The sequence below is a fragment of the Rhodohalobacter mucosus genome (assembly GCF_003150675.1).
Classification (GTDB): domain Bacteria; phylum Bacteroidota; class Rhodothermia; order Balneolales; family Balneolaceae; genus Rhodohalobacter; species Rhodohalobacter mucosus.
Genome location: NZ_QGGB01000003.1, coordinates 323,587 through 337,262 on the forward strand (window position 1 = coordinate 323,587; position 13,676 = coordinate 337,262).

At 44.6% G+C, this 13,676-nt stretch carries 14 protein-coding genes; 8 read left to right on the forward strand and 6 right to left on the reverse strand.

The genetic code is table 11. The annotated features are described in order from the left end of the window. Positions 1–38: 38 nt before the first annotated feature. From DDZ15_RS04630 to DDZ15_RS04640, 3 genes are all read right to left on the reverse strand, one after another. Positions 39–518 (reverse strand): gluconokinase, encoded by a 480-nt coding sequence (locus DDZ15_RS04630; RefSeq protein ID WP_109645358.1) that lies wholly within the window; start codon positions 516–518, stop codon positions 39–41. A gap of 5 nt (positions 519–523) precedes the next feature. Next, positions 524–1,609: a hemolysin family protein gene (locus DDZ15_RS04635; protein WP_109645360.1), complete on the reverse strand. Its 1,086-nt coding sequence runs from the start codon at positions 1,607–1,609 to the stop codon at positions 524–526. Positions 1,610–1,714: 105 nt separating this feature from the next. Next, a complete protein-coding gene (locus DDZ15_RS04640) occupies positions 1,715–2,467 on the reverse strand; it encodes a LytR/AlgR family response regulator transcription factor (protein ID WP_109645362.1) in 753 nt (250 codons plus the stop codon). Between the two features lie 142 nt (positions 2,468–2,609). Between DDZ15_RS04640 and DDZ15_RS04645 the strand changes: the two genes are divergently transcribed. Both DDZ15_RS04645 and DDZ15_RS04650 read left to right on the forward strand, forming a co-directional pair. Next, the gene (locus DDZ15_RS04645; RefSeq protein ID WP_109645364.1) at positions 2,610–2,984 is read left to right on the forward strand and encodes a MotA/TolQ/ExbB proton channel family protein; all 375 of its coding nucleotides are present in this window, start codon (positions 2,610–2,612) and stop codon (positions 2,982–2,984) included. Positions 2,985–3,294: 310 nt separating this feature from the next. Next, positions 3,295–4,056 carry a lysophospholipid acyltransferase family protein gene (locus DDZ15_RS04650; RefSeq protein ID WP_109645366.1) on the forward strand — a complete coding sequence of 254 codons (762 nt, stop codon included), beginning with the start codon at positions 3,295–3,297 and terminating at the stop codon, positions 4,054–4,056. Between the two features lie 311 nt (positions 4,057–4,367). On the opposite strand, the gene DDZ15_RS04655 is transcribed toward DDZ15_RS04650, so the two are convergent. Then, positions 4,368–6,860 (reverse strand): Plug domain-containing protein, encoded by a 2,493-nt coding sequence (locus tag DDZ15_RS04655; RefSeq protein WP_146198512.1) that lies wholly within the window; start codon positions 6,858–6,860, stop codon positions 4,368–4,370. Positions 6,861–7,038: 178 nt separating this feature from the next. Between DDZ15_RS04655 and DDZ15_RS04660 the strand changes: the two genes are divergently transcribed. Beyond that, positions 7,039–9,033, forward strand: a complete 1,995-nt coding sequence (locus DDZ15_RS04660; RefSeq protein WP_109645370.1) for an ATP-dependent helicase — start codon at positions 7,039–7,041, stop codon at positions 9,031–9,033. 40 nt (positions 9,034–9,073) lie between these two features. Here DDZ15_RS04660 and DDZ15_RS04665 read toward each other — a convergent pair whose 3' ends face one another. Beyond that, positions 9,074–9,307: a hypothetical protein gene (locus DDZ15_RS04665; RefSeq protein ID WP_109645372.1), complete on the reverse strand. Its 234-nt coding sequence runs from the start codon at positions 9,305–9,307 to the stop codon at positions 9,074–9,076. 58 nt (positions 9,308–9,365) lie between these two features. On the opposite strand from DDZ15_RS04665, the gene der reads away from it, so the two are divergent. From der to DDZ15_RS04690, 5 genes are all read left to right on the forward strand, one after another. Beyond that, positions 9,366–10,676 (forward strand): ribosome biogenesis GTPase Der, encoded by a 1,311-nt coding sequence (gene der / locus DDZ15_RS04670; RefSeq protein ID WP_109645374.1) that lies wholly within the window; start codon positions 9,366–9,368, stop codon positions 10,674–10,676. A gap of 95 nt (positions 10,677–10,771) precedes the next feature. After that, positions 10,772–11,464, forward strand: coding sequence for a NuoI/complex I 23 kDa subunit family protein (locus tag DDZ15_RS04675; RefSeq protein WP_109645377.1), 693 nt, complete (start codon positions 10,772–10,774; stop codon positions 11,462–11,464). A 24-nt stretch (positions 11,465–11,488) separates the two neighbouring features. Next, entirely contained in the window at positions 11,489–12,064 is a 576-nt protein-coding gene (locus DDZ15_RS04680) for a hypothetical protein (RefSeq protein ID WP_109645379.1), read from the forward strand. Continuing rightward, positions 12,061–12,678, forward strand: a complete 618-nt coding sequence (locus DDZ15_RS04685) for a hypothetical protein (RefSeq protein WP_109645381.1) — start codon at positions 12,061–12,063, stop codon at positions 12,676–12,678. Before DDZ15_RS04680 ends, DDZ15_RS04685 begins: the two co-directional genes overlap by 4 nt. A gap of 12 nt (positions 12,679–12,690) precedes the next feature. Next, positions 12,691–13,158: a redoxin domain-containing protein gene (locus DDZ15_RS04690; protein WP_109645383.1), complete on the forward strand. Its 468-nt coding sequence runs from the start codon at positions 12,691–12,693 to the stop codon at positions 13,156–13,158. A gap of 166 nt (positions 13,159–13,324) precedes the next feature. On the opposite strand, the gene DDZ15_RS04695 is transcribed toward DDZ15_RS04690, so the two are convergent. Continuing rightward, positions 13,325–13,669 carry a DUF952 domain-containing protein gene (locus DDZ15_RS04695; RefSeq protein WP_109645385.1) on the reverse strand — a complete coding sequence of 115 codons (345 nt, stop codon included), beginning with the start codon at positions 13,667–13,669 and terminating at the stop codon, positions 13,325–13,327. Positions 13,670–13,676 lie beyond the last annotated feature (7 nt).

The window sequence follows — 13,676 nt, forward strand, 5'->3', positions numbered from 1 at the left end:
GAATCAATCTGATTAATGCAAGGATGAACCACAACGGGTCATAGTTTCATTAGAATCCGGGAGACAATCTGATCAGGTGGTGCAGATATTGAAACGGTGAGTGCTTCTGGTGGTTCCTCGAGGGCTGAAAACTGCGAATCGAGGAGTGAGGGGGGCATATAGTGGTTCCGTCTCTTCTGTAAGCGATCCAAAATTTCCTTTCTGGTACCCTTCAGATAGATAAATTGAACACGTTCAGGATTTTCTGCGGCTAAGATATTTCGATATGATTGTTTAAGGGCGGAGCAGGCCAGTACAGCTCCGTTATCTTTGTTCCATACCCTGATCTGTTCAGCGAGTGCTTCCAGCCAGGGTTGTCTGTCTGAATCAGTGAGGGGAATACCCTCCTTCATTTTCTTCACATTTTGTGCGGGATGGTAGTTGTCTGCATCATAAAAGGGTATGCCCAGCTTTTCTGCGAGCAGAGTTCCGACAGTCGTTTTGCCGCAGCCCGAAACACCCATTACGATATACACCATACAGCTTATTCCTCATCTTTATTATCCGTTTTGGTCTGCATATCATCAGGGAGCGGCAGGCCAAGACGTTTTGCTCTTTCCCTCCATTTCTGACGGGCAAGTTTTTGCATATCATCAATGGCATCGGCTTCGTCAACAATTTCCATTCCCAAAAGTGTTTCAACCACATCCTCCATGGTTACCACACCCGAAAAGCCACCGTATTCGTCCACGACGGCCGCGATGTGCTCCTGAGATTCAAGCAGCTGTTCAAGCAGATGTTTAATGGAGTTTGTCTCGGGCACGAAGATGATCTTTCGCTTGAGTCCGCTGAGCGGTATGTCACCCTTTCCCTGGGAGAGGTTGAGATAGAGGTCATTTTTAAGCACGTACCCTGTGATATCCTCATCATTTTTCCCAAAGACCGGGATCCTCGACACGGTGAGATCTATATCCCTTGAAAGTATTGAAGAGACATGCTCTGCTTCCGGGAACCTGATCACGACGATTCGGGGCGTCATGATATCCTTAACCCTGAGTGAATTGAACCGAATCAGATTTTTAAAAATGTTGGACTCTTCCTCCTCAAATATACCCTCCTGGTATCCGAGTTCAGCCATAGCGCTGATCTCCTCCCGGCTGATAAGCGCATCACTGTGATTGCCTGCAATAACACGGGTGATGCCTTTTGACAACATTACGAATGGGTATGTAAGTGTGATAAGGGGACCCGTAACCCAGGCGGCAAAGCCAGAAAGTTTTTTCCAGTAGGTTGCTCCAATGGTTTTTGGGATAATCTCCGAGAATACCAGTATCAGAAGCGTCAATACGATGGACGTAACGGTTACATAGGCATTGCCAAATACAAGCTGAGCCTGTGCACCCACACCAGCTGCGCCAATGGTATGTGCAATGGTGTTAAGGCTTAAGATGGCAGCAAGCGGCTGATCAATATTTGCCTTCAGTTTCTGGAGTTTTATCGCTGATTTATGATTCTGCTGATCAAGCAGCTGAATGTATGAAGGTGTAATCGATAGCAACACCGCTTCCAATATGGAACAGAGAAACGAGACCCCGATTGCTAGCGCAAGGTATAAAAGAAGTAATTCCATGCATATATAACTTTGACATTTAAAATCCTATCGGCACAATATAGGGACTATAAGGCAAGATCTTTATTACTCTATAAATAAAGTAAACATGTAAACCCTGATAAATCAATCACTGTTCAAAAGGTCCAATACCTGTTTTTTGTACGTTCTGCTGATTGGCAGATCTATGTTGTTTACATGTACTTCACTTGAAGAGTATCTTTCGATGCAGTCACGGTTAACAATGAATGAACGGTGAATGCGAATAAAGCTGTACGGCAGGGATTCATCAAGATCAGAAATATTTTTTCTTGTAGTTACCACTCTGTCCCGGGTATGTATCTTTACATAGTCACCAAAACTTTCCAGATAAAGTATCTCTTTTAGTAACAGATGCTCGAAATTTCTGTTCGATCGAACCGTGATGGAACCTTCTTCAAGCTGTGCAACGTTTTTTTCGAGTTTTGAAATTTTTGAATCACTGCGCTGAATGCGCAGATACAACAGGATGAATGCTTTAAGTAAAACCAGGACATACACTGCAATGAAGAGAACAAAAATATTGCTCATCAGCGGGTTTAAGCTCCCGTAGTTATAATTTGCTATGACAATGAAAGCAATAGTGATTACAATCATCTGCAAGAGGAGGGATATCACAATGGTGTAGAGCAGATAGACAGTAAACCTGATGATTCGACGCTGAAACAGGTATGAAGGCACCAGGTAGTAGTTGAAGAAATAGGAAGTACCCATGGCAACCGGAAGCAGAAAAGAGACAAAGTAAAAAGCTTGGCCATAGTTCTGATATGTCCGTCCAAACCCGGCAACAAGCAGGAGTACTGAAAATATCCAAAAGAGTATGTGATAATGTACCGGCATCTTTTTATCGTGAAAATCGCAAACAGCCCCTCAAAAATCAGACTTTATCGGTGAATGACAGTTTAAATGCCCGATTCAGCATTGTATACGATACACGTGATCAGGTAGATTTTACAGAACCATAAATTAAGCTATCAATACAATGATTCAATTATTTAATGCAGGCGGACCAGTTTTCATGGGAATCATGACACTAATTCTGCTTTTTTGCTTTATTCTTGCCGTGATGTCTTTTTTCATGTACAGAAGAGGAGATGAAAAAAAATCAGATCAATTTTCAGGACTTCTTAAAGAGGCCGGGTTGCTGGCACTTGTAGTTGGGGCACTCGGCCAATTCCTCGGTTTATACGAGGCTTTTTCTGCCATCGAACAGATGGGGCAGGTTTCTCAGGCAATGCTTATGGGAGGGTTGAAAGTTTCATCCATCACAACGATATATGGATTTATCATCCTTGTGATATCCTATGTTATGAAAATCGGACTCGATTTAATCAGGGTAAATCACGTTGAAGCTTGACAAATGGTGGAAACCACATCTTTATTGAACCGTACCCTTAACGCAACTATCTTTCCGGCAGTAGAATACAACCGAGTTCAAGTTCTGAACATAGCAGTGTACCGGTCTCACCCTGAGCAAGATGCTGCGATTTTGTTCGTGTAAGTAACTTCAAACGGTTCGGTTACCCATTTTATCCGACAGATAATTTCAGTATAGATCAAATATCGTCAATCACCCAGGAATCGAGTGTCACCGTCACGTTAATAATCGACGATTTACACCTTTTCTTCTGTAGAATTGATTTCCGGGAACCCGCGAAAACCAAGGCATGACTCAATTGCGCGCTATTTTTAAACTCTGCATGCTCTTTTTGTACACGGTAGCTGCCTATTCAGTGTACTTCATTTGGTACCTGTTTTTGAAACTTTTCCGAAAACCTGTTGAGCCCTGGCGAAACATCCTTTTGAAATACTGGAGCCGAGGCATATGTGCAATATTGAATATGAAGATGCGCGTTGAGGGCAAAGCACCGCAAGCACCGTTCGTGGTCGTATCCAATCATGTAAGCTATCTGGACGTAGTTCCCCTTTACGGCGTACTTGATTGTACATTCATCGCCAAAAAAGAGATAAGATCCTGGCCTCTCATCGGCTTTATGGCTAAAACACTGGGTGTCATTTTTATCGACAGGGCGCGGAGAAGTGATGTAAACAGGGTTAACAGGGAGCAGATGGAGAACCTGAACGAGCACCAGGGAATACTCATATTCCCTGAGGGTACGACATCCGACGGTTCAAGGATTTTGCGGCTTCGGTCACCATTGCTCCAAACTGCAATCGATACAGGCCTTCCGGTGCACGTAGTTACCCTCTATTATGAAACAGCCGATTCTGACATTGCTGCTACGGATTCAATTTGCTGGCACGGGGACATTTCGCTGGGCCGACATGCACTACGGATGGCTAAAACAACCCGAATAGATTGTGTTATAACAATTAATGATGAACCCGTAGAGGGGTTAGACCGTAAAGTGCTTGTTGAAAATCTCCAGAAAAAAATGCGCGGCCAGTTTAAACCTATGAAAGCCTGATTTAACCTGATGTAAGGTAATTCCATCATCGCTTTTGTCAATAATTCGCTCTTTCAGCTGACTATGAGCACTGGGAGACTCCCCTGAAAGGAGTGAAGGGGTACCGGCTTGTTAAGGGCAGGGGTGTTAAGCGGTAAGCCAAACGCCAGAATGCAATTGACTGAGACGGATAACACATAGACCCGAATGCATCGATGGATGACGGGTTAACCTCCTCATCCGTCCAGAGCCCTGGCAAGAACTTCTGCCCATTCGCCGGGGCTTATTTATTTCAATTCATTTTTTTTAAGGTGAACCAACGTTAATCCGGTTTAATCGGTCACCTCAAACGTTTCAGTAGCTGAAAACGGAACGCCGGTTTGGGTTATACCCTGCAGTACCACTCTGTATCTGGATGGAACGTCATTGGTCCAGAATTGCAGCGTACCGCCCGTTTCGGGGATGCTCAGATCACCTTCCCAATGCAGTGTAATTCGCTCATCCGGTTCTTCTATGTCCCGGGGTACCGTAATTCCATATCGGGGTGAGTAAAATTGTGTGGGCTGCTGATAACCCTGAATACGGCCTGCAAGCGTACCCCGTTCATTTTCCACATATCCTGTTTCACCGCGTCGTGTGCGTACCGATATTACCCCGCCTGTACCTGAAATGCCAAACGATGCCAGTTCCACTGATCGTCTGAACACATTGATCGTTTTGACATCCGCAGGTGAAAGACTGAGAAGATAGGAGGCATCTGTTTCAATATTATCCACCAAAATAAGAGGGCTAGGGGGTGCAGACCCGCCTAAGTTGGTAAATCCGGTGCTTATTTCCACCTGGTTGCCTACCACGCTCACACCCGGAATTTGATTCAGGACGATGTTGATTGGCAGTGTGGAAAGATGCTCCTGCTCATCAAAATCGACTCTCTGGCCAGGTCTTTCCCCAAACCTTCTGAACTGCTCCTCTTCATCGACTTCTTCCCGTTCGCCCGTTACGGTAATCTCGTCAAGTTCGCCGAACAGTTCAGCTTCAAGATAACGTTCAGTGCCGGATCTGGCACTTTGAGAGCGCTCCTTGAGGCTGTTAATAGCGACAGAACCAGTTGCGCCGCGTTCGTCCTCTGTATTGCTAAAGTACGATTGCGTCAGCTCTTCAGCAGGGGGGACAGCGGAATTTTCAAGGTTAGCAAACTGGTTATCCAGCTCTATTTGTACACGGTCACCGCCACTTTCATTGTTGGCACGCAGCACAAATGAAGCCGCTCCTGTAACATCGAGTCCGGAAATCATAAATTTACCATCAGGACCCGTTGTTACGATATCCAGGTTCTCTTCATCATCGTCCAATGAAAAAGCTACGGTGGCATTTTCAAGTGGCCTTCCGCGAAACCCGCTTTTAATTGTCCCCGTAAGTGAAAAGCCTTCCTCGGGCAAAGAAAAAAGAGTTATATCATCTCTTTGCAAAACGGCATCCATATCGTACGAACGCCAGCCCTGTGTAAGAAGAAGGTAGTCGAGGTGCAGTCCGGCTTCTGGTTCATCGCTGAAATAGTATCCCGGATCCTCAATATAACCCCGTAATTCGGTTTCAAGGTACAGCCTGCTTCGGATATCGGTTGCATACTGCTGATAGTCTGCATAGGCATCATCAAATACAGTCAGACTGACATCTGCCGGAATCAGAACACGCTCGCCGTCTGATATGGCAATATCCAGCGCCACTTCTTCCCGCAATGAGTACGTCTGCTGATCCGGGGAAAGATCCGTCTCAATCCGGTCAAGCTCATTTTCATTGAATGAGAGCCTTTCTGATACCGGGTTGCCGCTGGGTCCCAGCAGCGTAAAGTGGACTATGCCCGAGGGAAACTGCATTCTTGGTATTGCAGTTTCACCCGAACCGTTTTCCATCAGGATTAGCGATGCGTAATAGATCTCACCCCGAACATGTGCAAAAAGCAGCAACTGGCCGTTTTGCGTTTCAGGGTCATTGCTTCGAACCGTGATCAGAAAGTCGGAGGGATTCCCGTCAACACGCAGCATGGAACCGCTTGAGACAGGCGCTGGAAGCTCTGTTCGTATCATTTCCCCGTCAATTTCTGCCACAGCAAAAGAACCGGACTCTTCAGACGTCCAGTTTTCAATTACCCCCATGCCGTTGTGTTCAGAGGCAAAGCGAACAGAATCGGTGCGATCCTGGCTGAAAACCCAGCCTGACACATCCCGGCTCAGCCCGTCATTTCCAATGGCTTTAAATGCAACCCTCTGCGAAAGCCCTGCAATCAGTTCTCCTCCTTCAGCAAAAAACTGCAGGTCCGGTGATCCATTTGGCGATTCGGCGGTATCATCAGTCTCTTCGTCTGACAGTACGGCAATATCAGCTTTGTGAATGTAGGATTCGCCAAAATTTTTGGCCCATGCCGTATACGCCTGAATGCGGTAGGTGCCTGCTTCAGGTTCCGTATTATTAAACGTCAGACTTCCCGAAGCTCTGCCGCTCTCAATGCGAACGGGAATACGCTCAATAAGTGAGCCTTCAGGATCAAACAGTTCAACGTAAAGTACACTGCTGATGGCAGAAGGGAGGTTTTGCGGGCCGGCGGTTACGAAGGCTGAAAACCAGATTCTGTCTCCATGAACATACCACTGCCGGTCGGTGTGCAAGTAGACCCTTTCGCGGATAAAATCATTCTGCAGTTCCCTGAAGTACTGAACGAACTCAACCGACTGCTGCTGGGCATGTAAAGGCTGAGCAGGGATGCTTGCGATAATTGATATAATCGCTGCAATGAATATTCCCCGCGATATGAAACGTCCCTTCATGGGCGTATTGAATATTTTTTTCAAACTTACTCCGTATTGCCTGATAAATATAGATTTTTGTTAACTACGTAGATGGTAGTAAAAATATCTCCTAAAAGGAAATGATGAAAATGAATAACCTGAAGTTACTTGTTGAAACATACTTTTTACATATCCTCAACTTTTGATAGTTTAGGGCATGAAAAAATTTGTGCTCTCAAAGGATGATAAAAGTGCGGTCAGCTACTCCATCAGTTATGAGAACTTGCTCAACGAGGCACAGTTTGAGGCTGTAACCCATGTTGATGGTCCAGTACTGCTTGTTGCGGGTGCTGGAACCGGTAAAACAAGAACACTGATCTACAGGGTTGCCCGCCTGGTTGAAAACGGTACGGATCCGTCCGAAATTCTATTGCTAACGTTTACCCGAAGGGCGGCCCACGAAATGCTGAGGAGAGCCAGCCATATTCTTGATGAACGATGCCGGCGTGTGGAAGGAGGGACATTTCACCACTACTGCAGTAAAATTCTGCACCGACACGCAGAATCGATTGGTTATCCTGATAACTTCACAATTATTGATTCTCAGGATGCGATGGAAGCTGTTAACCTGGTTAGAAACAGGCTTGACCTTCCAAAAAGGAAAAGCCGTTTTCCAAAGAAGTCAACGCTTTATTTCATGTTCAGCTCATCAATTAACCGGCAGATTCCGGTTCGGGAGCTGGTGGAAAATGAATATCCGCAGTTTACGGTGCATATCGATTTAATTGAAGAGATTTATGCAAAATATCAGGAGTACAAAGAGCTGAATTATGTAATGGATTTTGACGATTTGCTGGTAAAAACCCGTGACCTGCTTCGCGACAATGATGACCTGCGAAATGTGATTGCTTCGCGACACCGTTACGTTATGGTGGATGAATACCAGGATACCAACGCTCTTCAGGCTGAACTCACATCCCTGTTTTCATCTGTCCACCATAATGTAATGGCGGTCGGTGATGATGCGCAAAGTATCTACTCTTTCAGGGGTGCAGATCATAAAAATATGCTTGCCTTTCCGGAACTGTTTGAGGGTACGAAAGTAATCAAGCTTGAAGAAAATTATCGGTCCACGCAGCGTATACTGGATGTGGCAAACCGCGTTCTCGAGGAAGCTGAAGAAAAATTCGATAAGCAACTCTATACAAAAAACGAGGAGGGTGATCTGCCCGGGCTGGTAAAGGCTGCAAATATGAACGATCAAAGCCGCTTTGTGGCCCAAATGATCCTCAACCTCAGAGAGCAGGGATACGAGCTGAGCGACACGGCCGTTCTTTTCAGAAACGGGAGGGACTCTTTTGACCTGGAAGTCGTTTTGAACAATAAAAATATACCCTATGTGAAATACGGCGGGCAGAAGTTTACGGAGGCTGCACATGTTAAAGATGTTCTTGCACATCTTCGCGTCTTATTGAACCCCAAAGACTTAATTTCATGGAACAGGGTGCTTATGCTGATTGACGGCATCGGGCCCAAAACCGCAGAAGACCTCTTTCAGTGGGCGCATACGCGGGGCAACCCATTCGAGCCCGACCGTGCTCCAAATGCAAGTGAGAAGTACCTTGTTCAGCTAAAGGCGCTGAGCGAGCTTTTCGCCAAACTGAAAAAACTGGACGGATCGGTTACCGAGCAGCTGCAGGAAGTTGTTTCGTACTATTCGGTATTTTGCAGAAAACAATTTGACGATTACCCGAAGCGGATGAAAGACCTGGAGACATTCGTTGATATTTCCGGCACGTATCAAAGCCTGAACCAGCTGATAGAACAGCTTGCACTGGATCCCATTGAAGCCACTGTGATAGATACCGAGGCGTCTGAAAAAGACGAATCACCGCTTGTATTGAGCACCATCCATTCGTCAAAAGGACTGGAGTGGAGAAATGTTTTTCTAATTCAGTGCCTTGACGGTATTTTGCCCTCGGGTTATGCAATGGATGATCCCCGGCAGATGGATGAAGAGGTGAGGCTTCTCTACGTAGCCGTAACACGGGCTAAAGAGAATCTCTTTATTACCTATCCGGCACTTTTTCAAAGCCGGTACGGGGACTATTTTTCTCAGCCCTCCAGGTTTATTGAAGATATCGGGGAGAGGTTGCTCGAACCATGGTTACTGGTCGAGGAGCATGAAAATAATAATCTTCTTGAAGAGTAATTGAAAACAGGGGATGAGTACGTATCGTCGGAGAAGGCGTTCAGAGTCTTCTGAGTTCGCGCTTTTGCTTCACCATATCCACAATTAACCATGCAACCGGGTAAGGCGGAATGAGTACGGCTAAAAAAATGAAAAAAATCTGCCTTGCAGGTTTTCTTCTGCCAAGTGTAATTCCAGCAACCCCTGCAATCCAGAATACAAGGAACATAAATGACAGAAAAGCTACAACCAGCGAGCCTGCAAATCCAAAATAATTATAAAGCGTTTCAAGCATTGGCTTAAACTAAAAATCCTTACCTTTAGTACATAAATTAATTTGAGAAATCCACTTCATGCAACCAACCGTTTCCATCGTCGGACGACCCAATGTAGGAAAATCTACTCTTTTTAACCGGCTTATTGGTGAACGAAAAGCAATTGTTCACGACGAATACGGAGTTACGCGCGACAGACACTACGGAGAAAGTTTCTGGAATGGCAGAAACTTTACAGTGATCGATACGGGCGGTTATCTTCCTGACGATCCTGATGTGATTACATCGGGTGTTCGTGAACAGGTTCATATCGCTATAGATGAATCTGACCTTATCCTATTCGTGGTGGATACGGAGAGCGGAGTCAATTCACTGGATAAGGCAGTGGCTGAAATTCTCAGAAAGCAGGATAAACCTGTTCTTTGTGTTGTTAATAAGGCAGATAACGAGGAGAAAGTACACCAGGCGTATGAATTTTACGAGCTGGGCTTTGATACCATATATCCCGTATCCTCAATTAGCGGCAGCGGAACGGGAGACCTTCTTGACAGAGTCGTTGAACTACTTCCTGATGATACAGAAGAGGAAGAAGAGCACAAGTACCCAAGAATAGCATTTGTGGGCCGGCCTAATGTGGGCAAAAGCAGTCTGATGAACGCTCTTCTGAAAAGCGACCGGTGTATTGTAACGGATGTTCCGGGAACAACAAGGGATTCCATCAACAGCCTGCTGGAGTATAAAGGCAATACCTATACGCTGGTGGATACCGCCGGACTAAGAAAAAAGGCGAAAGTAAAAGAGAACATTGAGTTTTACAGCACCGTAAGAACCGATAAATCCATTCGCGAGGCGGATGTGGTCGTCTTGCTGCTTGATGCTATGCAGGGTTTTGATGAACAGGATAAACGAATTCTCAGGGAGGCCGAAAAGTTTAATAAAGGTATTCTGATTGCGCTCAATAAATGGGACAGCGTGCCTGAGAAGGATACAAACCTGCTTAAAGAGTTTCAGGAGTATATTCACGGGAAAGTAGCAACAATGAACTACGTACCCATCATATCCATATCAGCGCTTACGGGCCAGCGTATCGAGAGGGTACTCGATGTGGCAGATCAGGTTCTGGAACAGAGAAAAAAGAAGATTTCGACACCCGCACTAAACAGCTTTGTAGAAAAAATACTAAAAGATCGGCCATTGCCGGTTAAAAGAGGCAAGAAGCTGAAGATTCAGTATGCAGTGCAGGTGAAGAGCAATCCCCCTGTATTTAAGTTCTTTATGAATAATCCAGAGGAACTCCCGCCCAATTACAGACGTTTTATCGAAAATAAAATTCGTGAAGAGTTCAGTTTTGAAGGCGTACCCATTACAATGGTATTTCGTCAAAAATAACAGCGAAAACAAGTCAATATCTTTTGAAAGCCAAGGTTCAAAGGGTTATTTTCCATTTGAATAAATTCACAGACATTTAAACTGCACGTACAGGCATGCAACAGAATCTCGACAAACCTGCAGCAAACTCCCTCAGTGAAGATTTTACGAGGGAAAGAAAGCTATCTTTTCTGGAGCGTATTTATCTGCCCGAAATATTTAAAGGGCTTTGGTATTCGTTCAAACAGATGTTTGCTCCGCAGTTTACACTGAACTATCCGGAAGAAAAATGGGATCCGCCCGCAATATTCAGAGGCCGGCCTGTTTTAGTTGAAGACGATGGGAGAGAGAGGTGCGTAGCATGCGGGTTATGTGCAAGAGCTTGTCCTCCGCTTGCGATCAGCATGCAGGCCAATGAAGATTCGGAAGATCCCAAAGAGAGATATCCGGACTTCTTTGAAATAAATATGCTTCGCTGTATCTACTGCGGATATTGCGAAGAAGTTTGCCCGGAAGAAGCGATTGTCATGAGCAAGGATTACGACATCGTTTTTGAATCCCGTGAAGACGCTGTGTATGATAAAGATCGCCTCCTGGTGCCCAAGGAGGACCTGAAAGAGAGACTTGATTATCTCAAAGAGTATAGAAACAGGCAGTTCGGTCAGTTCTGGGACTTTCAGGAAGAGAATAATATTCATTCGGTTCGCGACAGAGACAGAGAGTGGAATACCGGTCTATCCCTGGTTGATATGCTCGAACAGCAGAAACGCAATGATGCCACAAAAGCATCCTCAAACTGGTCTGTTTAATCTGAAAAATTCAACGCAAACTGAATGATGGCCCACCGTGAGGTTACACAGGAACAGTTTGAGCACTTGTTGGATGATGTTACCTACCTGCAGGATGAGGCTGAGGCTTTAAAATATGTCATCGACCAGGTGCCGTATTCAGAGACACCTCCCGACCAGATGTCGATTCTGGACATGCTCCGCTATCTTGATTTTCTGCAGGTACATCATTTCAGGCCCGTTGTGGAAGAAGTATTCAGCGAGAACAGGATACTTTCCGTAACACCGCTTTCAGAAAAAGAGAAAGACTTTCAGACTGCCACAGATAGTGCGGAGAAAGAGGAAACCGATGTTTTTACCGTGCTGAAGAAGATAATAAAGCACAGGGCAGCGCTTACAAATGTTGTTAGAAAAATACCCTTAATTGATTGGGAGAGAGAACTTAAAGATAGTGATGGAAACCGAAAAAACCTGTTCACATTTGCTTCAGAAATGGTATCTGCGGAGCGTAAGATTCTGAAAGAAATAGCTGATCTGGTGTTGATTCATCAAAATGAAAAGCTGAGTAATCGCGAAATTAATCAAAAAGTTGAGCAGCGTAAATCGGAAATGGACCAATGACCGATTGGAGCCAGGTTCTTTTACTGCTGGTGCTGCCGATTTCCCTGTATCTTTATATCACCCGAATGGGAAAGGATAGAAGAGATGCGCTGTTTACGGGCGCAATCGTGCTAATTCTGATGTTTTTTCGGGAGATTGTATCATTAACTGACGTTACAGGGCGGGAATTGTTAAAAGAGTATTCGGCTATATTACTGCTTGTACTGCTGCTCATACTTATCCTGATGTCAATCAGGCGCCTGAGGCCCGAGATATCGCGCTATCCGTATCCATTTGTTTATGTGCCTTTCATCATACTTCTTTTTTATCCCTTAGTACAGGGTACCGAGGCGCTTACCAATATCATCTTTATCATCATAGAAGGCGGATCTGTATTGTCACTTCTTTTTTTAACCATTGCGCATTTTTCGCTTTTTGAAAAAAAGTGGGTTGCTGTTTTGAATGTGGTTGTATTGTTTCTGGCCTACATCTTTTTTTGGTTTGAACCACAATTTTTTGCTGCCGAACAGTGGATGTGGCAGTCGCTGCTGTCCATTGGAATGATAACCTCTTCAATAGCATTTCCTGTGATATTATCAGAAACAAACTTGTACAAAGAACCCGCACAACTCTAAACACTGCCGCCGATGACATTGAAAACCGGAGATACCGTAGAAGACTTTTCACTTCAGAATACTGAAGGCAAACCAGTAGCGCTCAGTGAACTTATCGGTGAAGATAGGGTGGTGCTTCTTTTTTTTCCTCTGGCATTTTCCGGAGTATGTACCGAAGAGTTGTGCAGTACGCGCGATAATATGAAAATGTTCAATTCATTGAACGCAAATGTAGCAGCAATCAGTGCAGATAGTTTTTTTACTTTGAGGGAGTACAAAAAAGTTAACAATCTCAACTTTGAGCTCTTAAGTGACTTTAACAAAGAAGTATCTGCACAATTCAATTCTCTCTATGAAGAGTACTTTGGTATGAAAGGGGTTCCCAAACGTTCTGCCTTTGTCATCAATTCGAATATGCAGATAGAGCATATGGAGATACTGGAAGATTCGGATCGAATTCCGGACTTTCAGGAGATCATAAATGTGCTAAGCGGCAGTTAGCGATCCTTAACTGCAAATCATTTCAGGTAGCAATAGATGGTTTTTTAGAAAGGGGGATATGTGGAATAATCTCTACTTTACATAATATATATTATACGTAATATATCCATGCCGAATCTAAAGTATGCAGATATCGATATATTGCTTCTGCTTTACAACTTTAAGCCTATTTATCCCCAACCTCTACATCAAAGCTGCCATCGGTATTACAGTCAATCCTGATCTTATCCAATATTGCATCTGTGTTAACCCCGCCCATGATATGAACACGGCCGGTTTCCCCGTGCTTCTTATATCGGCTCGATAACCTGTATAAATCGATGACCAGAATCAGTAAATTTTTTCGTCCTTGAAAACGGTCATTCAGAAAACTGTTTAAGTCACCGGCCGTCACGCATTCCACAAATTCTTTTTCATGGAAATCTTCAGGCTTGTAATATCCGCCTTTATTAAGGTCACGCCATTTGCGCCTCGATACTACATGAAAGATCAAATCTGATTTTAAAGACATAATAATT

Bases quoted from the DNA above. Each gene is read 5' to 3' on its own strand.
- DDZ15_RS04685 (WP_109645381.1), top strand. From the start codon at position 12,061: ATGACCGATTGGAGCCAGGTTCTTTTACTGCTGGTGCTGCCGATTTCC.
- der (WP_109645374.1), top strand. From the start codon at position 9,366: ATGCAACCAACCGTTTCCATCGTCGGACGACCCAATGTAGGAAAATCT.
- DDZ15_RS04645 (WP_109645364.1), top strand. From the start codon at position 2,610: ATGATTCAATTATTTAATGCAGGCGGACCAGTTTTCATGGGAATCATG.
- DDZ15_RS04630 (WP_109645358.1), bottom strand. From the start codon at position 518: ATGGTGTATATCGTAATGGGTGTTTCGGGCTGCGGCAAAACGACTGTC.
- DDZ15_RS04650 (WP_109645366.1), top strand. From the start codon at position 3,295: ATGACTCAATTGCGCGCTATTTTTAAACTCTGCATGCTCTTTTTGTAC.
- DDZ15_RS04655 (WP_146198512.1), bottom strand. From the start codon at position 6,860: ATGAAGGGACGTTTCATATCGCGGGGAATATTCATTGCAGCGATTATA.
- DDZ15_RS04665 (WP_109645372.1), bottom strand. From the start codon at position 9,307: ATGCTTGAAACGCTTTATAATTATTTTGGATTTGCAGGCTCGCTGGTT.
- DDZ15_RS04695 (WP_109645385.1), bottom strand. From the start codon at position 13,669: ATGTCTTTAAAATCAGATTTGATCTTTCATGTAGTATCGAGGCGCAAA.
- DDZ15_RS04675 (WP_109645377.1), top strand. From the start codon at position 10,772: ATGCAACAGAATCTCGACAAACCTGCAGCAAACTCCCTCAGTGAAGAT.
- DDZ15_RS04690 (WP_109645383.1), top strand. From the start codon at position 12,691: ATGACATTGAAAACCGGAGATACCGTAGAAGACTTTTCACTTCAGAAT.
- DDZ15_RS04680 (WP_109645379.1), top strand. From the start codon at position 11,489: ATGATGGCCCACCGTGAGGTTACACAGGAACAGTTTGAGCACTTGTTG.
- DDZ15_RS04640 (WP_109645362.1), bottom strand. From the start codon at position 2,467: ATGCCGGTACATTATCACATACTCTTTTGGATATTTTCAGTACTCCTG.
- DDZ15_RS04660 (WP_109645370.1), top strand. From the start codon at position 7,039: ATGAAAAAATTTGTGCTCTCAAAGGATGATAAAAGTGCGGTCAGCTAC.
- DDZ15_RS04635 (WP_109645360.1), bottom strand. From the start codon at position 1,609: ATGGAATTACTTCTTTTATACCTTGCGCTAGCAATCGGGGTCTCGTTT.